This window comes from Polaribacter marinus (assembly GCF_022662535.1).
Classification (GTDB): domain Bacteria; phylum Bacteroidota; class Bacteroidia; order Flavobacteriales; family Flavobacteriaceae; genus Polaribacter; species Polaribacter marinus.
This window is the reverse complement of the sequence record NZ_JAKQYM010000003.1, coordinates 1-24,890: the sequence shown is the minus strand read 5'-3', so window position 1 is coordinate 24,890 and position 24,890 is coordinate 1. Positions and strand designations below refer to the sequence as shown.

Annotated in this window: 23 protein-coding genes; 3 read left to right on the top strand and 20 right to left on the bottom strand. The window is 30.3% G+C overall.

Annotated features, from left to right (window positions below; all coding sequences use genetic code 11):
* Positions 1 to 15 precede the first annotated feature (15 nt).
* The 15 genes from MC378_RS05250 to trhO form a co-directional block, all read right to left on the bottom strand.
* Positions 16 to 516 carry a DUF1761 domain-containing protein gene (locus tag MC378_RS05250; protein ID WP_242177682.1) on the bottom strand — a complete coding sequence of 167 codons (501 nt, stop codon included), beginning with the start codon at positions 514 to 516 and terminating at the stop codon, positions 16 to 18.
* A 113-nt stretch (positions 517 to 629) separates the two neighbouring features.
* A complete protein-coding gene (locus tag MC378_RS05245; protein WP_242177681.1) occupies positions 630 to 1,613 on the bottom strand; it encodes a DUF4837 family protein in 984 nt (327 codons plus the stop codon).
* A 156-nt stretch (positions 1,614 to 1,769) separates the two neighbouring features.
* Positions 1,770 to 3,077 carry a lytic transglycosylase domain-containing protein gene (locus MC378_RS05240; protein WP_242177680.1) on the bottom strand — a complete coding sequence of 436 codons (1,308 nt, stop codon included), beginning with the start codon at positions 3,075 to 3,077 and terminating at the stop codon, positions 1,770 to 1,772.
* 6 nt (positions 3,078 to 3,083) lie between these two features.
* Positions 3,084 to 3,845, bottom strand: coding sequence for an exodeoxyribonuclease III (locus tag MC378_RS05235; protein WP_242177679.1), 762 nt, complete (start codon positions 3,843 to 3,845; stop codon positions 3,084 to 3,086).
* A 45-nt stretch (positions 3,846 to 3,890) separates the two neighbouring features.
* On the bottom strand, positions 3,891 to 4,121 hold the full coding sequence (locus MC378_RS05230; protein ID WP_242177678.1) for a hypothetical protein: 231 nt from the start codon (positions 4,119 to 4,121) through the stop codon (positions 3,891 to 3,893).
* A 1-nt stretch (position 4,122) separates the two neighbouring features.
* Positions 4,123 to 4,776 carry a 3-oxoacid CoA-transferase subunit B gene (locus MC378_RS05225; protein WP_242177677.1) on the bottom strand — a complete coding sequence of 218 codons (654 nt, stop codon included), beginning with the start codon at positions 4,774 to 4,776 and terminating at the stop codon, positions 4,123 to 4,125.
* 2 nt (positions 4,777 to 4,778) lie between these two features.
* On the bottom strand, positions 4,779 to 5,480 hold the full coding sequence (locus MC378_RS05220) for a CoA transferase subunit A (RefSeq protein WP_242177676.1): 702 nt from the start codon (positions 5,478 to 5,480) through the stop codon (positions 4,779 to 4,781).
* Positions 5,481 to 5,540: 60 nt separating this feature from the next.
* Positions 5,541 to 7,820, bottom strand: coding sequence for a transglycosylase domain-containing protein (locus MC378_RS05215; protein WP_242177675.1), 2,280 nt, complete (start codon positions 7,818 to 7,820; stop codon positions 5,541 to 5,543).
* The gene (locus tag MC378_RS05210) at positions 7,820 to 8,323 is read right to left on the bottom strand and encodes a gliding motility lipoprotein GldH (protein ID WP_242177674.1); all 504 of its coding nucleotides are present in this window, start codon (positions 8,321 to 8,323) and stop codon (positions 7,820 to 7,822) included. Before MC378_RS05210 ends, MC378_RS05215 begins: the two co-directional genes overlap by 1 nt.
* The gene (locus tag MC378_RS05205; RefSeq protein WP_242177673.1) at positions 8,301 to 9,776 is read right to left on the bottom strand and encodes a PSP1 domain-containing protein; all 1,476 of its coding nucleotides are present in this window, start codon (positions 9,774 to 9,776) and stop codon (positions 8,301 to 8,303) included. The genes MC378_RS05210 and MC378_RS05205 overlap by 23 nt, the downstream gene beginning before the upstream one ends.
* Before the next feature lie 382 nt (positions 9,777 to 10,158).
* On the bottom strand, positions 10,159 to 10,587 hold the full coding sequence (locus MC378_RS15410) for a LytR/AlgR family response regulator transcription factor (protein ID WP_242177672.1): 429 nt from the start codon (positions 10,585 to 10,587) through the stop codon (positions 10,159 to 10,161).
* A gap of 4 nt (positions 10,588 to 10,591) precedes the next feature.
* The gene (locus tag MC378_RS05195) at positions 10,592 to 11,587 is read right to left on the bottom strand and encodes a hypothetical protein (protein ID WP_242177671.1); all 996 of its coding nucleotides are present in this window, start codon (positions 11,585 to 11,587) and stop codon (positions 10,592 to 10,594) included.
* Between the two features lie 295 nt (positions 11,588 to 11,882).
* On the bottom strand, positions 11,883 to 12,113 hold the full coding sequence (locus MC378_RS05190) for a ferredoxin (protein ID WP_242177670.1): 231 nt from the start codon (positions 12,111 to 12,113) through the stop codon (positions 11,883 to 11,885).
* Positions 12,113 to 13,360: a peptidase U32 family protein gene (locus MC378_RS05185; RefSeq protein WP_242177669.1), complete on the bottom strand. Its 1,248-nt coding sequence runs from the start codon at positions 13,358 to 13,360 to the stop codon at positions 12,113 to 12,115. Before MC378_RS05185 ends, MC378_RS05190 begins: the two co-directional genes overlap by 1 nt.
* 4 nt (positions 13,361 to 13,364) lie before the next feature.
* The gene (gene trhO, locus MC378_RS05180; RefSeq protein ID WP_242177668.1) at positions 13,365 to 14,396 is read right to left on the bottom strand and encodes an oxygen-dependent tRNA uridine(34) hydroxylase TrhO; all 1,032 of its coding nucleotides are present in this window, start codon (positions 14,394 to 14,396) and stop codon (positions 13,365 to 13,367) included.
* A gap of 206 nt (positions 14,397 to 14,602) precedes the next feature.
* Between trhO and MC378_RS05175 the strand changes: the two genes are divergently transcribed.
* From MC378_RS05175 to MC378_RS05165, 3 genes are read left to right on the top strand one after another with little or no spacing between them, the layout of a single operon-like run.
* Positions 14,603 to 15,592, top strand: coding sequence for an aspartate-semialdehyde dehydrogenase (locus MC378_RS05175; RefSeq protein ID WP_242177667.1), 990 nt, complete (start codon positions 14,603 to 14,605; stop codon positions 15,590 to 15,592).
* 10 nt (positions 15,593 to 15,602) lie between these two features.
* On the top strand, positions 15,603 to 16,649 hold the full coding sequence (locus tag MC378_RS05170) for a ferredoxin--NADP reductase (RefSeq protein ID WP_242177666.1): 1,047 nt from the start codon (positions 15,603 to 15,605) through the stop codon (positions 16,647 to 16,649).
* A gap of 20 nt (positions 16,650 to 16,669) precedes the next feature.
* Positions 16,670 to 17,335 (top strand): LysE family translocator, encoded by a 666-nt coding sequence (locus MC378_RS05165; RefSeq protein ID WP_242177665.1) that lies wholly within the window; start codon positions 16,670 to 16,672, stop codon positions 17,333 to 17,335.
* Between the two features lie 68 nt (positions 17,336 to 17,403).
* Here MC378_RS05165 and MC378_RS05160 read toward each other — a convergent pair whose 3' ends face one another.
* From MC378_RS05160 to pbpC, 5 genes are all read right to left on the bottom strand, one after another.
* Positions 17,404 to 19,245, bottom strand: coding sequence for a M1 family metallopeptidase (locus MC378_RS05160; protein ID WP_242177664.1), 1,842 nt, complete (start codon positions 19,243 to 19,245; stop codon positions 17,404 to 17,406).
* 26 nt (positions 19,246 to 19,271) lie between these two features.
* Positions 19,272 to 20,987, bottom strand: a complete 1,716-nt coding sequence (locus tag MC378_RS05155; RefSeq protein ID WP_242177663.1) for a S8 family serine peptidase — start codon at positions 20,985 to 20,987, stop codon at positions 19,272 to 19,274.
* A 1-nt stretch (position 20,988) separates the two neighbouring features.
* Positions 20,989 to 21,834, bottom strand: a complete 846-nt coding sequence (locus MC378_RS05150) for an MBL fold metallo-hydrolase (protein WP_242177662.1) — start codon at positions 21,832 to 21,834, stop codon at positions 20,989 to 20,991.
* Positions 21,835 to 21,975: 141 nt separating this feature from the next.
* Complete coding sequence (locus MC378_RS05145) at positions 21,976 to 22,155, bottom strand: hypothetical protein (protein ID WP_242177661.1); 180 nt, start codon at positions 22,153 to 22,155, stop codon at positions 21,976 to 21,978.
* Between the two features lie 119 nt (positions 22,156 to 22,274).
* A complete protein-coding gene (gene pbpC, locus MC378_RS05140) occupies positions 22,275 to 24,623 on the bottom strand; it encodes a penicillin-binding protein 1C (protein ID WP_242177660.1) in 2,349 nt (782 codons plus the stop codon).
* Between the last annotated feature and the right edge of the window lie 267 nt (positions 24,624 to 24,890).

The window sequence follows — 24,890 nt, the reverse complement described above, 5'->3', positions numbered from 1 at the left end:
TGTATTATATTGAAACTACATTCCATATTGACAAATTAAACCTCCCATAATAGCTAAAACTACAACCCAATAGCCAGTATTAATTGCAACATATTTCACGCTTTTTCTTTCAAACATTGCAATAATAGATAGGACAGGTAATACTAAAAAGATTCCTGATAAAACACCATGAAAAGCACCGTGTTTAAATGTTCTAAACCTATCTCCATAATTTGCTAAAAAATCTTGAAAATAAGTAAAAGCACCTCCTGTTTGTTCTGCAAAACCAGTTTCATTTGATAATACAGAAAACACACCCATTTGATGTATTGTTTCTGGTAATAAAAAGAGAGCTATAAACAAACTAAAAATGTAACATAGAATAAATGTTACTAACATGTTTTGCCCTGATAAAGATTCTTTGGTGAAACCCATTTCTTTCATCCATGCTTTTCCAAATAAAGGGCCATACCAGAAAAAACCTATAACTAAAGGCACTAAAGCAGATAAAAAGAAAACTAAAAAATTTATTTCCATACTAAAAAGTTTTTGGTTAGATATCAAATATAAGAATTTGATTTTTAATTATTTACACAATAAAAAAGCCTAAAACAATTGTTTTAGGCTCTCCTTATTTATATAAATGTAATTTATTTAACTTTCATAGATTTTGCTATAGCCTCTAATTCAAATACAAAAGCTCTTTTATTTACAGAAGGTGCGTAGGTAAACCCTTCTACAACAATTAATCTATTGTTCTTTTTATCTATAACAGAATAGTTTAAAAATGGGCCTGCCATAAAATCATTTTTAACCTCCCATTTTCCACGGGTTTCATAAGCTTTTTTTCCATCTATAACTGCATCAAAAGTAAAAGGAGTATAAGCTTCTTCTGTAATCATATGCATTGTTTCCGCATCAGTTCCTGGTATATGCTTTTTACCTATACTATCTCTAACTGCAACAATGTTCTCTTGAATTTTACTTTCATCATTTAAAGGGATCGAATAGACTAAAATATTACAACTTCCTGTTTTTGCAATTCCACTTAATAAATGTTTACGTAGCCATAAAAAATCACCTGTATCGTCTACAAGGTTATAGCTATCTGGTATTATAAATGAAACACCTAAATTGTTTAATGTTTTAAACTTAGTAACATCTAATGCTGTTTTTTTAAAAATATTTTGAGTAAATTTTATATCAGAAGCAATAAAAATATCAATAATTTCTTTTTCCTTTTCTTTAAGTAATTTAACTAAACTGGCATCGTCTTTTGCTTGCACATATACAATTGTTTGTGGTTGTGCATAAACATTATATTTTACAGAAAAATTTTCTGTTTCACCTTCTGTAACAATCATAATATTTCTTGCTGCTTTCATCATAGAACTAAATCCATTAGGAGCAACTTGTGATACCGACAAAACAGGTTCTGGTTGTGGTAAACCCACCATTAATTCTCCAAAAGAATTACGGATTTCTGTACCAATATCTCCTGTCCAGTTACTGGCTTTAGTAACAACCATTACTTTATTTATTTTACCTATAGATGATTTTAAAACAAATTTATCATTACCTACACAAGAAATTAAGATAATAGATAAAAGTAAAAGAGAGAATATTTTTTTCATGATGATTTGCTTTTGAAAATTTTAAGTTTGGTTTTTGGTTTTAAATTATTAACTCAACAAATATTGTTCCAATTTTTAATATTACGGTTAGAAACATTTTATTTATTTAGGAGTGTGTAAAAACAAATGTTTTATTTTAACTTAAACCTAAAAGAACTATAATCTTTTTGGGAAAATATATAACTTTTGCCCTATTTTTAAACGACTGTTTTTCAATCTGTTCCAACGTTTAATTTCACTAATTCTTATACCAAATTTTTTTGCGATTTTGCCTAAGTAATCTCCACTTTTTACTTTATAACGAATACGTTTATCCATTTCAAAATACTTAGGTAGAGGCTTCTCTCTTTTTGCATCATCTTCATCGGCCAAAGTATAAATTTCTTTTTCTTTATCTAAAAACTCTACTACTTTACTACTTGGCAATCTTATTGCGTAATTTTTGTCTTTTAGATATGGAATGATATCTAACTTATATGAAGGATTTAAATTGACCAATACTTCTTCATCGAGATTTATTTTCTCTGCAATTTGATCGAAACTAACCGTTCTTTTTACATGAACTGTATCTGTTTGAAAGTTAAAAAACTTTGGGAGTTCTGAGTAAATTTTATGTTCTTCTGCGTATTCGAAAATATACATTGTTGCATAAAACGCAGGAACATAACCAGCTGTTTCTCTTGGTAAATAGGGTCTAATATTCCAGTAATTTTTATATCCACCAGAACGTTTTATTGCTTTTCTAACATTTCCTGGTCCAGAGTTATAAGCTGCTAAAGCTAAATCCCAATCTCCAAAAATAGTAAATAATTGGCTTAAGTATTTACACGCGGCAATGGTAGATTTTACTGGGTCTTGACGTTCATCTACATATGAACTTACTTTTAAATCAAACTGCTTTCCTGTTCCGTACATAAACTGCCATAAACCTGTTGCACCAACTCTAGACTTTATTTTAGGCCTAAGCGCAGATTCTACAATAGCTAAATATTTCATTTCTAATGGAATATCGTATTGATCTAAATATTGTTCAAACATTGGAAAATAATATTTAGCCTTAGCCATTAATGCTGGGTAATACTTTTTCCTATACAGTAAATAACTATTAATTACTTTTTCTAATGCTGGGTTATAAGCTAAATTAAAAGGCGTTTTTTTATTTAAATTAGAAAGCCTAGTTTTTAATAAATCTGTTGTTAAAATACTTGTTGTATTACCAATGATATCTTTATCATTAATAACATAAATAAGTGTATCTACTAATGATGAATTAAACTTTTCATCAACCAATAAACTATCAATCGTTTTTAAATCTTTATCAGAAAACAAAGCCGGTTTAACCAAATTTTTTATGGTGTCTTTAACCACAGATAGGCTGTCTGTTTTAAAGTTGACAATACTATCTTTTTTCTCTTGCGAAAAAACCGAAAAACTAATAAAAAAAAAGAACAATAATTTATTCATAAAACACTAGATATCTAATTCTAAAGCTATTGGACAATGGTCTGAATGTTTGGCTTCTGACAAAATATATGCTCTAGAAATCTTTTCTTTTAACGGTTCTGAAACCATTGCATAGTCCAATCGCCAACCTTTATTATTCGCTCTAGAATTTGCTCTATAACTCCACCAAGAATATTCTTGCTTTTCTGGATTTAAAAAACGAAAACTATCTATGAAACCGTTATTTATAAACTCTCCAATCCAAGTTCTTTCTTCAGGTAAAAAGCCTGAAACTCCTTTCATTTTTGGATTGTGGATGTCAATTTCTTCATGACAAATATTATAATCTCCACAGATTACTAAATTTGGAATTTCTTGTTTTAGATTATTGATGTATTCTTGAAATTGATCCATATAAGTAAACTTAAAATCTAATCTTTCTGAATTTGTTCCCGAAGGCAAATACAAACTCATTATAGAAACATTATCATAATCTACACGTAGGTTTCTCCCTTCAAAATCCATTGATTCTATGCCTGTTCCATATTCTATATGATTGGGTTTTTCTTTACAAAGTATTGCCACAGAAGAATACCCTTTTTTTTGTGCAGAAAACCAATAATGATATGGATAACCTGCATTTTCAAAATCAATAAGATCTAATTGTTCTTTGTGTGCCTTTGTTTCTTGTATACAAATCACATCTGGTTTTGCAACTTGTAACCAATCTAAAAAACCTTTTTTTAAAGCAGCCCTAATTCCGTTTACGTTATATGATATTATTTTCATTTCATTTTTTTAACTTTCCTTAAAAAAGGAAAAAACACTCTTTTATCACATTTCTTTATCAATCACTTTTTTAAAAAAAAGCCATTTAATTTGCTCTTCTTCTCCATTTTGTTTGCCTACTACTTTTACTTTGGGAGATAAAATATAAGCTAAAGAAATTCCTACTAAAGTCTGTATCCAACTATGTTCAATTTTAAAAATTTTATCTAAAATTAAAATAAAAACAACACATAAAACAGGAAAAATTATCCAATATATTTTTTTAAAGAGATTCATTTTATAAAATCATTTCTGGAATTTCTCCATCAACAATCAAAGTTCCTTCTGTTGCATTTTGAATTTCTTCAACAGAAACTCCTGGAGCTCTTTCTAATAAATAAAACTGATTATTTTTTACTTCTAAAACCGCTAAGTTGGTAACCACTTTTGTAACACAACCAACACCTGTTAAAGGTAAAGAGCATTTTTTTAATATTTTAGATTCACCTCGTTTGTTGGTGTGCATCATTGCTACAATAATGTTTTCTGCAGAAGCCACCAAATCCATTGCTCCACCCATTCCTTTCACCATTTTTCCTGGAATTTTCCAATTGGCAATATCTCCATTTTCTGCCACTTCCATGGCTCCTAAAATCGTTAAATGGACATGTTTACCGCGAATCATAGCAAAACTCATTGAAGAATCAAAAAAACTTGCTCCTGGCATTGTGGTAATAGTTTGTTTTCCTGCATTGATAATATCTGCATCTTCTTCTCCTTCAAAAGGAAAAGGTCCCATTCCTAAAACTCCATTTTCAGATTGAAACTCAACTTCAATATCATCTCTAACATAATTAGCAACCAAAGTTGGAATTCCAATTCCTAAGTTTACGTAGAAGCCATCCTGAACTTCTTGTGCGATTCTTTTCGCTATTCCGTTTTTATCTAACATAATTAGCTTCTTTGTCTTACTGTTCGTTGTTCAATTCTTTTCTCGTAATTTTTTCCTTGAAAAATACGTTGTACAAATATTCCTGGGATATGAACATTGTTTGGGTCTAACTGACCAACAGGAACCAATTCTTCTACCTCTGCAACTGTAATTGTTGCAGCTCCACACATATTTGGATTAAAATTTCTTGCTGTTCCTTTAAAAATTAAGTTTCCTGCTGCATCTCCTTTCCATGCCTTTACAAAAGCAAAATCTGCTTTAAAAGCCGGTTCTAAAACATACATTTTTCCATCAAATTCTCTTGTTTCTTTTCCTTCTGCAACTTCGGTTCCATAACCTGCTGGTGTATAAAAAGCAGGGAAACCTGCCTGTGCTGCTCTACATTTTTCTGCTAATGTTCCTTGTGGAGTGAGTTCTACTTCTAGCTCTCCCGATAACATTTGCCGTTCAAACTCATCATTTTCGCCAACATAAGAAGAAATCATTTTTTTTATTTGTTTGTTCTGAAGTAATAACCCTAAACCAAAATCATCAACACCTGCATTATTAGAAATACAAGTTAGCTCTCTAACATTTAGTTTTACTAATTCTGCAATTGCGTTTTCTGGAATCCCGCATAAACCAAAGCCACCAAGCATAAAAGTCATTCCGCTTTTAATACCTTGTAAAGCTTCTTCTACATTATTTACTTTTTTATTGATCATTTTGTATTGTTAATTTATTGCTTTTAAAATTTACTAAAAAAACATATTCTACTTCAAAACTTAAAAGTCTGTATCATCTACAGGAATTACATCTTTTTTATCATCTGTATCCGATTTCTCATCACACTTTATATTTATGGATAAGTTTTCTGGCTCTTCAAAATCTTCACTGCTAATATTTAATGTTTTATCTGCATAACATTTTTTCATAAATAAAGCCCATGAAGGTAATGACATTGTTGCTCCTTGTCCGTAACTAATTCCAGAAAAATGTGTTGCTCTATCTTCTCCTCCCGTCCAAACTCCTGTTGCTAAATTTGGAACAATCCCCATAAACCAACCATCAGATTGATTTTGAGTAGTTCCTGTTTTACCTGCAATAGGATTGGTGAATTTATAAGGAAATCCTGTAACGGCTTTTCCTCCAGAAGACCAAGTTGAACGCAGTCTTACTCCAGAACCAGATTCTGTAACTCCTTTTAATAAATCTAAAATAACATAAGCAGATTCTTCGCTTAAAACCTCTTTTGTTTCTGGTGTAAATTCTTGTAAAACGGTTCCGTTTTTATCTTCTATTCTTGTTAAAATCATTGGATTTACACGCAAACCTTTATTTGCAAACGTAGAGTATGCACTAACCATTTCTAATAAAGATAATTCTACGGCACCTAGGGCAATTGATGGATTTGCTTGCATATCACTTTCTATTCCTGCAGATTTTGCTAAACGAACAACATTTTCTGGCGTTACTTTATCTATTAACCTAGCCGACATTGTGTTTACAGAGCCTGCTAAACCATCTTTTAAAGTTAACATACCTCCGTATTTAAGGTTTGCATTTTCTGGTGTCCAAGCTTCTGGAATTCCATATTTTCCTTTAGGAATGGTATATAGTGTATTCGGAAATTCATCACAAGGAGACATTTTTAATTGATTTATTGCGGTAGCATAAACAAAAGGCTTAAAGGTAGAACCTACTTGTCTTTTTTGTTGTGCAACAGCATCATATTTAAAATGTTTATTATTTATTCCTCCAACCCAAGCTTTTATATGACCTGTTTGTGGTTCTATAGAGACCAAACCAGATCGTAAAAAATATTTATAATATCTAATAGAATCACTTGGTGACATAATTGTATCTACATCACCTTTCCAAGAAAACACTTTCATCTTGGTTTTAGTATTAAAAATTTTATCAATTTCTTTAGATGATTTTCCTGAGATTTTTAAACGTTTGTACCTTTCTGAATTCTTTTTTGCGCGTTCTAAGATTCCTTTAATTTGATCTTTTTCAAGATCATAAAAAGGAGCTGTTTTGTTTCTTTTTTGTTCTTTGAAAAAGTAAGATTGTAAATTTGCTATATGTTCTTTTATCGCTTCTTCTGCATATTGCTGCATTCTAGAATCTATGGTTACATAAATTTTTAACCCATCTCTAAAAATATCATATTCTTCTCCGTTTGGTTTTGGGTTTTCTTGCACCCATTTTCTTAAATATTTTTGTAAATAAGTTCTAAAATAAGTTGCATAACCATCACTATGGCTTTCTTTATGAACATCTAAACCTAAATCTAATTGTTGTAAAGAATCCTTTTCTTTTAAAGAAATAAATTGACTACGATTCATTTGTTTTAAGACAACATTTCTTCGTTGTTTTACTAATTCAGCTCTTCTTAATGGATTAAAATAAGATGAATTTTTTAGCATACCTACCAACATTGCAGATTCTTCAACCTTTAATTCTTTGGGTTCTTTTCCAAAATAAATACGGGCTGCAGAACGAATACCAACAGCTTGATTTAAGAAATCGTATTTATTTAAATACATGGTTAAAATTTCCTGTTTGGTATATTGTCTTTCTAATTTTGTAGCAACAACCCACTCTTTAACTTTCTGAAGAACTCTTTTTACTTTATTTCTAGATTTTTTACCCGTAAACAACATTCTTGCCAATTGCTGTGTAATGGTACTTGCACCACCACTTCCTGGTTTTAACACCGCTCTTGCAGTTCCTCTAAAATCAATTCCAGAATGTTCGTAAAAACGTTCGTCTTCTGTTGCCACTAAAGCCTCTACAATATTCTGCGGCAAGTCTTTGTAATTAATTGGTGTTCTATTTTCTGTAGCATATTTCCCTATTGTTTTTCCATCAATAGAAATAACTTCCGTTGCTAAATTAGTTTCAGGGTTTTCTAATTCTTCAAAAGTTGGCAAAGCTCCTAAAAAACCCCAAGAAGCAAACAAAAACAGTAATATTAGTAAGGAAAATCCTCCTAAAACGATTCCCCAAAACCATTTGATATATTTTTTAAAACCCGTTGTTTTTTTCTTTGTTGCCATTATTCTTCAATTTTTTCTATACTAAAACCAACATCACTAATTCCTGCTAAAAATGGAATTGGATTGATTTCTCCATTTTTTCTCATTGCTTGTCTTACACTTAAAGTATATATCCCAGAAACTGGAAATTTCTTTCTTTCTTTGTAAAACAGCTTATTGTCTTTAACTTCGGTAAAGCCACTTCCTAAAAAAAAACCTTGTTTATCCGTCATTTCATACTGTAATGTATCTACAACAACTGTTCCGTTAGGAAAATTTAATTCAGAAATTAGGTACAAATTACTAAATTGATAATCGTTGTTGTTTCTAATATTGATAAATAAGTTTTTTAGAGAAACTGTGTCTTTTACTTCAAACTCAAAAATTATTTTTTTATTGGCTTTCCAAGAAGATTTTTGGATTGTTTTATATTCATTAAACTCTGATGTTTTATCGCATGAAACAAACAAACAAAACATCAAAATAATTATTGAAAAAATACTATTTTTCTGAATCGTTTCCATTTTTTGGAGTGTTATTATTACGACTTCTATTATTTGGTCTTCTTGATTTATTTGGCTTTTTTACTTGGTCTTTTGAGCTGTTTTCATTTGCTTTCGCATTTGTATTAGGCTTTTTATTTGGTTTTGCATTTGCTGCTGGTTTAGGCCTTGGTTTTGGTTTTTGCTTATTTTGCTGTGGAGCTTGTGCTTTATTTTGTTGCTGTGGCTTACCATTTACCTGCGCTTTATTTGGTCGCTTTGCTTGTGGTTTTTTTCTTGCTACGGATTTTTGCTGTGCGTTATTTGTCGTTGCAGCTACGGGTTTCTTTTTGTTTTTATTTCTGTTATTCCTTCTTCGTTTACTTGTTTTTGGAACATCAAAACGCGTAAGACTATCTTGCCCAACTGCATCTTCAAAATCTACTTTAACAGGGATTTCCACATCCGATTCATACTCTTCTAATGAAGCAGATTTTTCATTATTTTTATTTAAATCAATAATTTCTAAAACTTGATCTAATGTCAATCGAAACCATTTAAATCGTTCTTCTTTGTACGTATACCACAGATGATTTTTAAAAATATCCATCTTCACAAAAATGGCATCTCCTTTCTCTGTTTTTAAGACTACATCTTGTTTTGGAAATGTTTTTAACGCATCTAAATAGGTATCTAACTCAAAATTTAAACAGCATTTTAGTTTTCCGCATTGCCCCGCTAACTTTAATGGATTTAAAGATAATTGTTGATAACGAGCTGCTGATGTAGTTACTTTTCTAAAGTCTGTTAACCAAGTAGAACAACACAATTCTCTACCACAAGAACCCACCCCTCCTAGTCTTGCAGCTTCTTGTCTTGCTCCAACTTGTTTCATTTCTACACGAATAGAAAATGCGCTAGCTAAATCTCTAATTAATTGTCTAAAATCTACTCTAGCTTCTGCTGTATAATAAAAAGTTGCTTTATTTCCATCACCTTGATATTCTACATCAGATAGTTTCATTTGCAAACCTAAACGTCCTAAAATTTCTCTTCCTTTTCGTTGAGTTTCTTCTTCTTTTGCTCTAGCTTGTTGCCAAATATCTATATCTCTCTGACTGGCTTTTCTATAAATTTTCTTTACATCTTCATGATCTTCAGTAATTTTGCGTTTTTTCATTTGCACCTTCACCAATTCTCCTGCCAAAGAAACAGTACCAATATCATGCCCTGGAGATCCTTCTACCGCAACAATATCTCCCATCGTGATTGGTAAGTTATCCGGATTTTTAAAAAAATGTTTTCTCCCATTTTTAAAACGGACTTCAAAAATATTAAACCGTTCTTGTCCACTTGGCAACGTCATGTTAGACAACCAATCAAAAACGGCTAGTTTATTACTACCACTTCCGCAGGTACCTGACCCACAATTACCATTACTTTTGCAACCTTTTGGTACTCCATTTTCTGTAGTACCACAACTTCCACATGCCATGTAAAATATATATTTTTATAGTTGTTGGTTGTTGGTTGTTGGTTGTTAGCAAACTGACACTAAAAACTAACTACTAAAAACTAACTACTAATTTTGGTTCATAATTTGATTATCAAGTTGATAGAAACACACAACTTAACAAAGACTAATCCGTAAATATACGCATTCTTAAAGAATGAAAAAATAGGTTTATAAAAGTTATTGTTTCTGTTTTTTCATTTAATTATACACCAAATGTAGTTTGAACTTTTTTAAATTTCTGTGCTATTTAGAATTTATAAGGATTGAATTAGAATCCGTATAAAAATCTATTCTTTTAACAAAAAAAAACTCCTCTTGAAAACAAGTGTTCATAACTATTTTCTTAAATAAGAATAAATACTTATGAATTATAAAATGCTGAAAAATTCTTTTTATAGTGTGCTGATAATTTTATTATTTCACTATTTATTGTAATCTCTTTTACACCAACTTGCTCAATAAGATTCTTATTTACAGCTTTACTTCTGTTAACCTGTATAAATACATTCTTTGGTAATAATTCTAAAAAATTACTTAGTGAACTTCTTATTAAAGTATTTCTTTCTTTATAATGTAACCTAATATACACATGTTCTGCAGCGATATATAAGAGTTCTGATAAGTTAACATTATAGGTAGATGTACCTATATTAACATTTATAAACTCTTGGATTTTATCTTTTAGGTTGTCAAAAATAATGTCTATAGTAGTTAGTATTGTAGCTTCATTTATTGGTTTATTAATATAAGCTTTCGGAGAAAGTTTTCTTATGTTTGTGAGTGTTTCCACATCATTATAAGAAGTAATAAATAAAAACGGAAAAGTTATCCTTTTTTAAATCTAAAAGTTCTGACTTAGATTTATTTACTATTAACTTTTGGTTCTCAATTTGATTTTTTAAATTAATTTCTGCTACTTCTAATTTTTGTTTTTCAACATTAATCCCTATTTCTGCTTTATGGAATTTCTTAAAATAGTACAAAGCAGAATCTTTCTGCCCTATACTTTCTAAAAAAATAGATCTTTTCTCAAAAGTATAGGATTTTAAAAATAAATCGCCTGTTATCTTGGCTTCATTTAGCGCTGAATCTAAATATATTTGAGCTTTTTCTATTTCATTTTCTTTTTGAGAAATACGTGATAATTCTGTGTACATTAAACTTACAGAAAGTGGGTTTTCTAAAAGTTTAAAATCTTTTAAAGCGGCTTGTAAAAATCTTCTCTTGTTTTTATAATCTTTTTTATCACGAAAAAAACTTTGTAACATTTTAGCAATAGCACTAACATCATAATATTTATGAAGATCACCAAAAGCTGCTGCTTTTTGAGCATAAAGCAATCCTATACTATCACTTTTTTCAACTGGTTTTAAAACTCTATAATAAGAAGATTTCCTAAATAAGTACTGCCCATAATACCTGTCTTTTGGTTTTGTGGTATAAATTTCTTCTAACCTATTAAGTTCAAAAAGTGTTTCCCTAGAATTTTCAAAAACCTCAAAAATTAGAGCTCTTTGTACACGAATTCTTACCTCTGCTCTTTCACTTAAAATATCTTTTGATGCTAAAATCTCATTAGTAAGCTCTAATGCTTTTGTATAAAAACTATACTCAGCCAGCGCTTCTACTTTTAAAGATTTTAAATCATTTACAATAAAACCAGATACCTCTTGTCTATATAACAAACTATCTACTTGTACAATAACATTAGAACTTTTAAATTTTAGTAAATCTTTATCTAATTTATTATATATACTTTCAAAATCTTGAGCACTAAAATACTGACACACAAAGAAAAGCGATAAGAAAAAAGCTATATATTTTTTGGCGTCAAATTTTTAAAATAAACAATTACTAGACAAGTTTAAATAAAAAAAAGCTACCTCAAATTATTTGTTCCTAAAAAGGCCTTTTTGTTCTTAAGTAATTTTAAAATTGCTACATTTCATTCTCTTTTCACTAAAAAAGTACTAAATTATATTTTCAGCACCTCAACTTACTAAAATTATACTTTCTCAAGAATCTGAAATAAATTCAGATTGACAAAAACTACTTTTTTGGACAACCTAATAATTTAGGCGATTTTTAAACCTGTTTTACTTCAATAATTTTAACAGGACAGGCTTTTTTTGCTTCCAAAGAAGGTTCAAAAATAGATTCATCAAAAGATTTTATAGTGTAAAACCCTTTTTTTTCTATAGCATGTAACAAGACTGTTTTTCCGTCTTTTTTAGACATTTGAAATTGACTTGGCGCTAATTCTACACAATAATTACAGCCAATGCATTTGTTTCTTTGTAAGGTAATTACTACCATTAATTTTTTGCGAATTCCGTTTTTACAATCTTATACAGCTTGTCAGATCTTCTTATTTTAAAATCTAATTTCATGGTAACTTCGTCTCCTTTTGTTGCTTTTTCTGCCGGAGCATCGTTTACAAACATTTGCTTTATTTCCATTTCCCTGGCTCCTGTTGTTGGTCCAGTTATCAGAATTGTATCACCTAAAGCAACATCGTAAGCATCAATTTTAAATTGACCAATTTTTGCCTTGTCAAAATAATGTTCTCCTTTACCTAAATAAACCTTTTTTTGCGTTGCATTAGAACCCGATTCTTTACTCCATTCTCCTAATTTCTGACCTAAATAATAGCCATTCCAAAAACCACGATTGTACACTTTTTCTAATTCTTGCATCCAAGAAATTACTTTTTCTTTATCGTAGGTTCCGTTTGCCAAACTATCAATAGCATCTCGGTAACATTTAATTACTTTGGCAACATATTCAGGCGCTCTTCCTCTTCCTTCAATCTTTAAAACTTTAATACCGGCATCTGCTACTTGGTCTAAAAAATCGATGGTACATAAGTCTTTCGGAGACATTATATACTCATTATCTAGTTCCATTTCAAAACCAGTTTCTTGATCGATAACCGTATATTTTTTTCTGCAATTTTGTTTACAAGCACCTCTGTTTGCAGATGAATTATGAGAATGCAAACTCATATAACATTTCCCTGAAACTGCCATACACAAAGCACCGTGACCAAAAATCTCTATTTCAATTAACCTGCCCGAAGGACCTTTTATTTGCTCTTTTTCTATAGTTTCTGTAATCTTTTTTACTTGACGTAAGCTCAACTCTCTACTCAACACAATAGTATCAGCAAATAGCGCATAAAACTTAACCGTTTCTATATTTGTAATGTTAATTTGTGTAGAAATATGAACTTCCATTTGCTGTTCTCTCGCCATAGCAATTACAGCTTGATCCATGGCGATTACCGCAGTAATATTTGCTTCTTTTGCCCGTTTTATCAATGTTTTTACAATTGATAAATCATGATCGTAAATAATAGTATTTAACGTAAGGTAGGTTCTTACATTTTTTTCTGAGCATCTTTTAGAAATCTCTTCTAAGTCATCTAACGTAAAATTGATAGAAGCTCTCGCTCGCATATTTAGTTGCTCAACTCCAAAATAAATAGAATCGCAACCATTGTCTAAAGCGGCTTGCATAGATTCAAAATTACCGGCTGGCGCCATTAATTCGATTTTCTGCATGATTTTACTTCTTAAACTTTAAAACTTCAGACCTTCCTTTTTTAAAGATCTTGTTGCTATTTCCTTTCCCTTTTCTAAGTTCTTTTTGTTCTTCGTAAGACAAATGAATTATTTCTTGACAACCCGTAGAACAAGTGTTTTCTGTAGCTTCTGCACATTCATCACATTGAATAAACAATAAATGACATGCTTCATTAGCACAATTTGTATGTGTGTCGCAAGGTTTCCCGCATTGATGACAGTTAGAAACTACATCATCTGTAATACGTTCTGCTCTTCTATGATCGAACACAAAGTTTTTACCAATAAATTTATTCTCGATACCTTCTTCTTTTACTTGACGAGTGTATTCTATAATACCACCTTCTAATTGAAAAACATTTTTAAACCCTTTGTGTTTATAATAAGCAGAGGCTTTTTCACAACGGATTCCGCCAGTACAATACATCAACAAATTTTTATCTTCTTTGTTGTCTTTTAAATCTTCTTCAATAATATCTAAAGAGTCTCTAAAGGTATCTACATCCGGAGTTACAGCGCCATCAAAATGACCAATTTCACTTTCGTAATGATTACGCATATCTACACAAATTGTATCAGGATTTGCCAACATTTCGTTGAATTCCTTTGCGTTTAAATGCACTCCTTTAGCAGTAACATCAAAAGTTGCATCATTTAAGCCATCGGCAACAATTTTATCTCTCACTTTTACTTTTAACTTCAAAAATGATTTATTGTCTTGTTCAACAGCAACATTTAAACGAATATCTTTTAAAAAAGAAATACTGTCTAATTGGTCTTTTAAAGCGTAAAAATTTTCTGATGGAACAGATAATTGAGCATTTATTCCTTCATAAGAAACATAAATTCGCCCTAAAACATCTAAATTATTCCATTCCAGAAATAACTTATCTCTAAATAATTGTGGGTTTTCTATCTTATAATATTTATAAAAAGAAATTGTAAGGCGGTCTTTTCCCGCTTCATCTATTAAAGCAGCGCGTTCCTTTGCGCTTAACTTGTTGTACAGTTGCATGCTATACTATTTAAGTTATACAAAAATTATGGTTTTTCTAAAAACCAATGCAAATGTACAAGTTTTTTGAATTTTGTTGTTTAAAATCATACTTTTTACATGAATTTGATATTTTTTAAACTTCCTCTTAAAATTTCAAGAAAAAGACATGCTTTAAAATCATTTTTTTTAAATCTTTGTCTTAATTAATTTTTAAGTAAAAACAGATGAAAATAGCTGTAGTAGGTGCAACAGGAATGGTTGGCACAGTAATGTTAAAAGTTTTAGAAGAACGTAATTTACCTGTAACAGAATTAATTCCTGTTGCATCAGAAAAATCTGCTGGTAAAAAATTATTATATAAAGGAAAGGAATATACCATTGTTACCTTAGAAGATGCTGTAAAAATGAAACCAGATGTTGCTTTATTTTCTGCTGGTGGTGATACTTCTTTAGAATGGGCCCCTAAATTTGCTGAAGTTGGCACAACGGTTATTGATAATTCTTCTGCTTGGAGAATGGATCCTACTAAGAAATTGGTGGTACCAGAAATTAATGGTGATGTTTTAACAAAAGACGATAAAATTATTGCAAATCCAAACTGTTCTACAATTCAGTTAGTGGCCGTCTTATCTCCGTTACATTTAAAATACAAAATGAAACGTGTGGTTATTTCTACCTATCAATCTGTTTCTGGTTCTGGTGTAAAAGCAGTTCAGCAATTAGATAATGAAGAGGCTGGTATTGAAGGAGAAATGGCATATCCTCATAAAATTGGTAGAAATGCATTACCTCATTGTGATGTTTTCTTAGAAAATGGATACACAAAAGAAGAAATGAAGTTGGTTAAAGAACCAAAGAAAATTTTACGTGATGATTCTTTTTCTGTAACTGCAACTGCGGTTAGAATACCAACTGCTGGCGGGCATTCTGAAGCTGTAAATGTTCAGTTTGAAAATAATTTTGATTTAGACGAAGTACGTACCATTTTAAGCAAAACTCCTGGTGTTATTGTAGAAGATGATTTAGAGAACAACTTGTATCCAATGGCAATAAATGCACATAATAAAGACGAAGTTTTTGTTGGTCGTATTAGAAGAGATGAATCTCAAGAAAATACCTTAAATTTGTGGATTGTTGCAGACAACTTAAGAAAAGGTGCAGCTACTAACACAGTTCAAATTGCCGAATATTTAATTGCGAATAATTTGGTGTAAAATATATGTAATGTCAACATTTTACAAAGTAACCATACAAGAAGTACAACAAGAAACCGCAAATGCGGTTTCTGTTTTGTTAAAAATACCTCAGAATCTAAAACCTGAATTCAATTTTACCTCAGGCCAATACATTACTTTACAAAAAGTAATTAAAGGAGAAGAAATTAGAAGAGCATATTCTATTTGTTCTTCACCAAAAAGTGATAAAATTAGAGTTGCCATAAAAGCAGTAGAGAACGGAACATTTTCTATTTACGCTACATCAAAATTAAAAGCAGGTGATGAAATTGAAATTTCTAAACCAGAGGGGCGTTTTCTATTAAAACCAGAAGCAAACAAAAACTATATTGCTTTTGCTGCAGGATCTGGAATTACCCCAATTTTATCGATGATAAAAACGGTTTTAGAAACTGAACCTACCTCTAAATTTACGTTAGTTTATGGAAACAAAACTATTAATGACACCATCTTTTATAAAGATTTAAATAGTTTAAAGGCAACCTATACTAATCAATTAAACTTACATTATATTTTTAGTAGAGAAGAAGTAAAAAATTGTTTACGCGGTAGAATTGACCAAAACGTAACCAATTATTTTGTTAAAAACATGTATAAAGAAACTTCTTTTGACGCCGCTTTTTTATGTGGACCCGAAGAAATGATACAAGAAGTCTCTAAAACTCTAGAAAACAATAAAATAGCAAAAGAAAACATTCATTTTGAATTATTTACTGTTTCAATTGATGAAAAAGCTGCTTCAGAGATTAAAGAAGGAACAACAGAAATAACCGTTTTATTAGATGATGAAAAAACAACTTTTAACATGCAGCAAACAGACAACCTTCTATCTGCTAGCTTACGTAATGATTTAGATGCTCCTTATTCTTGTCAAGGTGGCGTTTGTAGTTCTTGCCTTTGTAAAGTTACAGAAGGAAAAGCAGTAATGGTTAAAAACTCTATTTTAACGGATAGCGAAATCGAAGATGGATTCGTTTTAGCATGTCAAGCATATCCAACAACATCAAAAATAACAATTGACTTTGATGACGTTTAAAATCCGTATTTTTGTATAATATGGATTTTTACGATTTTAAAAACGCTTTTTTTATTGGTTTTTTCATGGCTTTTATGATTGGACCAGTATTTTTTATGCTGATACAAACCAGTGTTTTAAAAGGTGCACGGGCAGCAATAGCCTTTGATTTAGGTGTCATTCTTGGCGACTTATGCTTTATTTTAATAGCTTATTACGGTAGTAGACCTTTATTAGAAAAAATTAAAGATGATCCAAGATTATTTTTTATTGGAGGATTGGTTCTAATTATTTATGGATTAATTACTTACCTTGATAAAGAAAACAAAAAACAAGCCATCAAATCTGCAAAAATTGTAGAAGTTCCTATTAAAAACAATTACTTAAAACTATTTTTTAAAGGATTCTTTTTAAATTTTATAAATGTTGGTGTTTTAGCTTTTTGGTTAGGGACTGTTTTAGTTATTGGACCTTCTTTAAAAATGAATCAAAATGCTATTTTCTGGTATTTTGGAACCGTTTTAGTAGGATATTTTGTGACTGATTTGGGAAAAATATTTCTCGCAAAACAACTTAAAAATAAAATGACTCCTCAAGTAATCTACAGAGTTAAAAGAATTATGGGGATCATTTTAATTATCTGTGGAGTTTTCTTAATGCTAAAGGGGTTTATTCCTAATGAAAAGATTGACGAATTAATAAATTAAAATATTATTGCGTAATAAAAAAAGCGAGGCTTTCACCTCGCTTTTTTTATTAAGTTAACAATATAACCTTATTTTACTTCAAAAACATTGTTTTCTAAGTTCACATCAGCCATTAATTTACTTTTATCTATCTCTACAGATTTTATCGTTTTAGACGTTGTAAAAGTATACGTTGGCATTGCCCAACCCCAATCTTCTATAACTTTTGCCGCTGTTGGTTTGTTTCCTCTCATCATTCTTAAAGGGATATTAAAACTTTGCGTAGTCCCATCTGTGTATATAACTTCTAAATCTATTGGCATAGGCATTTGTCCAATTCTTTCTAACGTTATTGTTTTTCCTTCAACAGATTTTATACCGTAATCTATGGTATGTAAGGTTTCTATCCATTCATTTAAATACCATCCTAATTGAATTCCAGAAACTTTTTCCATAGTTCTTTTTATATCATTAGGTGTTGGGTGTTTAAAACTAAAATCTTTAAAATATTTTTTAATTCCTTTGGCTGTATTTTCTGCTCCAATAATATATTCTAATTGTGCTAAAAACATACTTCCCTTACCGTAACTAGCAAAACTATAACCTCTATTTGTTTGATATCTGTCTGCATGAGTTGTAAGAACTTCTTCTGAACCAGATTTTACCATAAAATTGTAACCTCTATAAGGACCTGCATTTGGATTCTTATTTTCTCTTTTCATTATTCTAGCAGATGCTTTTGCAGAAATATAACTTGTAAAACCTTCATCCATCCATGGATGTAAACTTTCATTTGAAGCTAATAAAAACTGAAACCAAGTATGCGCCATTTCATGAGCCGTTACTCCAAAAAGACTTCCAAACTTACGTTTTCCTGTAATTAAAGTAGACATTGCATACTCCATCCCTCCATCTCCTCCTTGAATAACAGAGTATTGCTTATAAGGATATTGGCCAATATTTTCAGAATAATACGACATTAACTCTGCTGTTTTTGGTTGTAAATCTTTCCAGTTTTTAAGATACTCTGCGTCTAAGTCTTTCTTATATAAAAAATGTAATTGAAGCCCATTTTTCATTTCTAAAATATCATGATTATAATTTGGATCTGCTGCCCACATAAAATCGTGAACATTTGGTGCTTTAAAATGCCATGTTAATTTTTCTCCTAAAGGAATATTTAATGCTCTGGTCTTATCTTCATAACCATGTCCAATTTCTTGCGGATTTTGTAAGTTTCCTGTTCCTCCTACAACATAATTTTTATCTATATGTAGTGTCACATCAAAATCTCCCCAAACCCCATGAAATTCACGAGCAATATATGGAGGCGTATGCCAACCTTCAAAATCATATTCTGCCATTTTAGGATACCATTGTGCCATAGACAAAGCAACTCCTTCTTTGTTATTTCTTCCAGAACGACGAATTTGCACAGGGACTTGCGCATCAAAAAGCATATCAAAAGTTACGCTTTCTCCTGCTTTTATAGGCTTATCTAAAGTTACCTCTAAAATAGTTCCTACCGTCTCAAAATTAACTGCAGCACCGTCTTGTTTTAAAGAGTTTACTTTAATATAACCTATTTCATTGGGTTTTAATTTGCTAATTCTATCTCTAACCCTTCCATCTGGATCTTTAATATTTAAAGAGCGAACATCCATTTGTGAACCTGGTTGAAACGCATTAAAATACAAATGATAAAATACTTTATCTAGATCGTCTGGAGAGTTGTTTGTATAAACCAACTTTTGTTTTCCTTTATATTGATAGTTGTTTACATCCATATCAATATCCATCGTATAATCTACATGTTGTTGCCAATAACCATTGTTTACAGATGATTTACTAGATGCTGTATAAGTAACATCTTTTGTTTGTGCACAAGAAACCATTATAATTGCTGATGCTAGAAAAAGTATTTTTTTCATTTTATTAAAGATTAAATTAGTTGATTTTATTTTTTCCCATTAACAATTCTATCTGCCATTTTTAAAGCATTGTAAGCATTTACAATTCTTCCAGAAACAGATAATTCTGAAAAAGGAACTTTTTCTCCTTTTGGATTTTCTCTTGATTTAGACCCTGGTTTGATTACATCAAAATTAATTTTAACACCCGAATTCATTAAGATATGCTTTACCTGACTAGCAGATAATTGTGGGTAATAAGAACGAATTAATGCTGCTACACCTGCTGTTGATGGAGCTGCCATAGAAGTTCCACTTAAAGATTGATATTTATCTTGTGGAACAGTTGCATAAATATCTACTCCTGGAGCAAAAACATCTACATTTTTCTTACCATAGTTAGAGAAAGTAGCTGGTAAGTTTTCATCATAATGCAAACTCATTGCTCCAATAGTTATAACATTATCAGAAATTTCTGAAATTAAATCCTCAGAATCATTAGGAAATGTTTTTACAACATCAATATTATCTCCATCATTTCCTGCTGCATTTACAATTAACACATCTTTCTTTGCGGCATATTTTATCGCATCAAAAACCCATTGTTTGTTTGGCGAATATGCTTTTCCAAAACTTGTATTAATAACTTTTGCACCATTATCTACGGCATATCTTATTCCTAAAGCTACATCTTTATCATGCTCATCTCCATCAGGAACTACACGAGCTGTTAAAATTTGCACATTATTTGCTACTCCATTTACACCTTTTCCATTATTTCTAGAAGCTGCAACAATACCTGCAACATGAGTTCCGTGCATTTCTAAAACTTTAGAACCAATTACATTATTATTACCGTAAAATTTATCGTTTATATCATACAAATCATCTCCTAAAGTTTGACGTACATTAAAGTCTAAATCATAGCTTTTAGAAGCTTCCTTCCCTTTTTTATAATCTGAAAGCTGTTTTTTATAATCTAACAATCCTTTTTCTGTCATTCCTCTACTCATAATTGCAGCAACATCTGCAATTTTTGCTTCTAACTTTGGATTATTAGGTTTCGCGTTTTTTAAATCTTCTAAAGAAAAATCTTCTTTTCCTATGAATTTTTTAACCTCATTAAAATTTTGTTGAAGTTGGTTAATTCTTTCTTCTGTACTATTAAGGTTTTCTAATTCTTTCTTAAGAGCTTCTGCAGATTTTGTATACTTTTCTTTTAATTTAAGATATTCTTCAAATTCAGCTTTATCAGTATCTGCAATTTCTGAAGCTTTTTTATCTCCAAACTTATCCATCCCTTTTTTTACAATTCTGGTAAGCTCTAATTGATCTGCGTTTACAATTTTTCCTTCTTTATTTCCTAAGAAATTCCATCCATGAATATCATCTATATATCCGTTTTTATCATCATCTATACCATTACCTGCAATCTCTTTTGTATTAACCCAAGCAACATCTTTTAAATCTTCATGCTCTACATCTACACCAGAATCAGCTATTGCTACAATAATCTTAACTCCTTTTTTTCCTTGTAAAAATTGATATGCTTTTTCTATACTCATACCAGGAATAGAATCTGTTTGTAAGTCTAAATGACTCCAAGTATTCTTTTGGTTTTCCGATAATCCCCCTTTTTTTGCAGTAACATTAATAACATTATCAACCCCAACAGGAACAGGAATTGTACTTATTGACGATTTACAACTTGCAAATAAAACTCCAGCAACAGCTGTATAAAAAATTGGTTTTAATACTCTCATCTTAATTAAATATGTTTGTAAATTTATGTGTTTCTTTTAATCTAACTCCTTTTTCAGTGTGCTGCAAGGTACATAGTTCATTGTGTGCATCATGCTCTAAAAATAGGTAGTAATTATTGTCTGCAGCTTCTTTTAAAAAGGCCGCTTTTTCTTTAATAGTAAGTAATGGTCTTGTATCATATCCCATAACATAAGGCAAAGGGATATGTCCTACTGTAGGTAATAAATCCGCCATAAAAACAATTGTTTTGTCTTGATATGTTATTTTAGGTAACATTTGTTTTTCTGTATGACCATCTACAAATAATACATCAAAACCTATTTGATCTTTTGCATTTCTATGGATAAAATTTAATTGTCCACTTTCTTTAATCGGATTGATATTTTCTTTTAAAAAGGAAGCTTTTTCTCTTGGGTTAGGTTCTGTTGCCCATTTCCAATGATTGTCGTTAGACCAAAATTTTGCGTTTTTAAAAGCAGGTTGTAGTAACGTTTTTTCTGAATTCCACTCTATACTTCCTCCACAATGATCAAAATGAAGATGAGTTAAAAAAACATCAGTAATATCATCTTTATGAAAACCAATTTTTGCTAAAGAACTATCTAAAGAAAAGTCTCCAAAAAGATAATAATAACTAAAGAATTTGTCGGATTGCTTGGTTCCTAAACCGGTGTCTACTAAAATTAATCGGTCTCCATCTTCAATAAGCATACAGCGCATGCTCATATCTATCAAGTTATTTGAGTCTGCAGGATTGGTCTTTTGCCAGATAGACTTAGGAACTACACCAAACATAGCTCCACCATCTAATTTAAAATTTCCTGTTTCTATGGGATATATTTTCATTCTAAAAAATTAAAATCATTAAAAATTATTTATAAAAATAATCATTTAATGATTTAATATTGTAAAAAACCATTTTTTTGGTTCTAAGAATGCAAATATTGTAAAAAAAATGTTTTTTTTCTGTTAAGAAAAGTCTAATTCTTAAGAAGTATAAAGTGTTTTTTTATGATTTTTCAATAATTTTACTTTACTTAAAAATTTTACAATTTTTAACAATACAAAAACACCTATAGCTAAGCCAAAAATTACAAATCCTAATTGATTTTCAAAAATTGACGAAGTAGCAATTATATTGTCTGGAGGTAAAATTTGTAAAAACATAATTTTGTAGTTTTAAATTTGGTTGTTCAAATATACAATCATCTTCAATCCTATTTTTCTACTTTTCGATAAGTAGTTGTTTTTTTTCGACAAAAGGTAATGCGCTAACTATAAGCAACTTACTCTTTTATAATTATTTCTTGTTTTATTTGATTTCCAAAATTATCTGTAACAACAATAACATAGTTTCCTGATTTTAAATTTATTGCATAATTATGAGTTTCTTTTGTTGTAGCTACAAACTCATTATTTATATACCAATACAATATCGACTCGGTATTTGAATGTGCTACTTTTAAAACAATTTCGTTCTTTTTACCATCAAAATTTTTGGGCAAAAAAATGATGCTTTTTTCTGTAGGATAAATAAATTTCATAGCATTTTTTACTTCACCTAAACAATCATTTCTAAACTTTGGTAAGGATTTGTAAAACGGATTTTTATCCTTATAGTAATATTCCATTAAAGGAGGCAATACAAACCAAGATTTTTGCTTTATTTTATCAAAATTTTCACAAGATGTATTTACCTGATAATTTTCTGATGCATCTACATTTACCAAAAAATGATACGGACAAGGTTTTGTTTTTAAACCGGCATTTTGTACAAATTGTAATGTTTTTTCTTCACAATTATCTGTAGCTCTATAACCACTTTTTGTACAAATTTCTATTTCTGTCATTTCATCAAAAGGTTTTTCAAACCATTCTGAATTTGGTAATTTATCAAAAACATCAAATAAAATTGGTGCGGCTGCTTGCACACCAACCAAACCTGGTCTTCCTTCTCCATCTGCATTTCCAACCCAAACGCCAACTATATAATCTTTAGTTGCTCCAATTGCCCATGCATCTCTAAATCCAAAACTTGTCCCTGTTTTCCATGCAATCTGTTTAGATGAATCAAAAAACTTCCAATTTTGGTCTGCATTAGGTCTGTTAACATTCTTTAAACTCTCAAAAGTTAAATAAATAGAAGCCGCATCAAAAATAATTTTTTCAGATGATTTTTCACCAAAATCTATTTTTTTATCCGCATAAAAAGTAGGTTCACAAAATTCATTTTTAAAATACCTGCTAGAGTTTTCTGTAAAATGATTTATGGTAGATGCCATAGAAGCGTAACTTTTACATAAATCCCATAAATTACTTTCTGCGCCACCTAAAGCCAATGTTAGTCCGTAATAATTCGGATCTTTTTTTAAATCTCTCAATTTTAATTTTTGTAAATAATGATGAAACTTCTCCAAACCAAAACTTTGCAACATTCTTACTGTTGGCACATTTAAAGATTTAGACAAAGCTAGTTTTGCTGAAACTGCTCCTGCATATTTTTTATCAAAATTTTCTGGTTGATAACTTCCAAAATGGGTTGGTACATCTGCAACTAACATATTTGGTAACAGATCTCCACTGTCTAACATTGCAGCGTACAAAAAAGGCTTTAATATACTTCCAGTACTTCTTGGTTTGTCAATTACATCTACATCTTTTTGATTTATTTTTGATGTTTTAGAATTACCAACATATGTTAAAACTTGACGCTTTTCTACATCCAACACCAAAACAGAAATATTACTTATTTCATTGTTTTTCAATGTGTTATAATGATTGTCAACAATTGAATTTACTTGAGTTTGCAACTTTTTATTAATAGTGGTTTTTACAAATTCTCCTTTCTTTTTACGATTTATTTTTTGCAATAAATGTGGTGTAATTTGTGGAAGGGCATAGGGTTTCTGTGGTAATTCTTCTAAAACAGACAACTCATACGTTAATGAATCAATTATTTTTTTAGTGAGTAACTTTTTTAACAATCGATTTCTTTTTACTAATAATCTCTTTTGATTTTTACCAGGATAAATCAAATTAGGTGCATTTGGTAAAACAGCTAAAGTTGCAGATTCTGCCCAAGATAAATCGGATGATTTTCTATTAAAATAACGCCAAGAAGCTGCGTCTAAGCCCACTACATTTCCGCCAAATGGTGCATTCGAACTCCACAAAGAAATAATTTTTTCTTTAGAAAAACGAAATTCTAAACGTGTGGCTAAAATTAATTCTTTTACCTTCTCAAAATAGGTTCTAGATTTATTGTCTCTGCTTAAACGAATTACTTGTTGTGTAATGGTACTTCCTCCTCTTTTTACACTTCCTGCTTGTAAATTTTGTTTTAAGGCTTTAAAAATTGAAATCGGATTAAACCCAGGGTGTTTATAAAAATACTCATCTTCAAACTGAATTAAACAGGTTTTAAACTTCTGTGGAATGGAATCGTTATGCGGAAAACGCCATTGACCATCTGTTGCTATTAAGGCCCCCAACAACTCATTATTTTTACTTGTAATGACTGTTGATGTTGGTTTGGTAAATAACTTATTTGGTAAACAAAATACATAGAAAATCAGTAGAAAAACAACCAATATTGTTTTCTTTTTATGCCTTTTTATGTAGTTTGTTATTTTCAATTTTGATGTATTAAAAGTTATAATGTCAGTTCGAGTACTGTCGAGAACTCATTAAAACCTCTCGACTGCGCTCGAGGAGAAACTCAACAGTTTATTTAAATCTAATTGTCAGTTCGAAATGAGCCTTTTGAGGCGATTGAGAAATCTCACAAGTTCGGTATTGATTATGAGATTCCTCTACTTTTGTTATTCGGAATGATCTGTGTTAAAAACCTATTGTTTTTTGTTAAATTTTCATCTAATTACAGCAATATAAATTTTGATGAT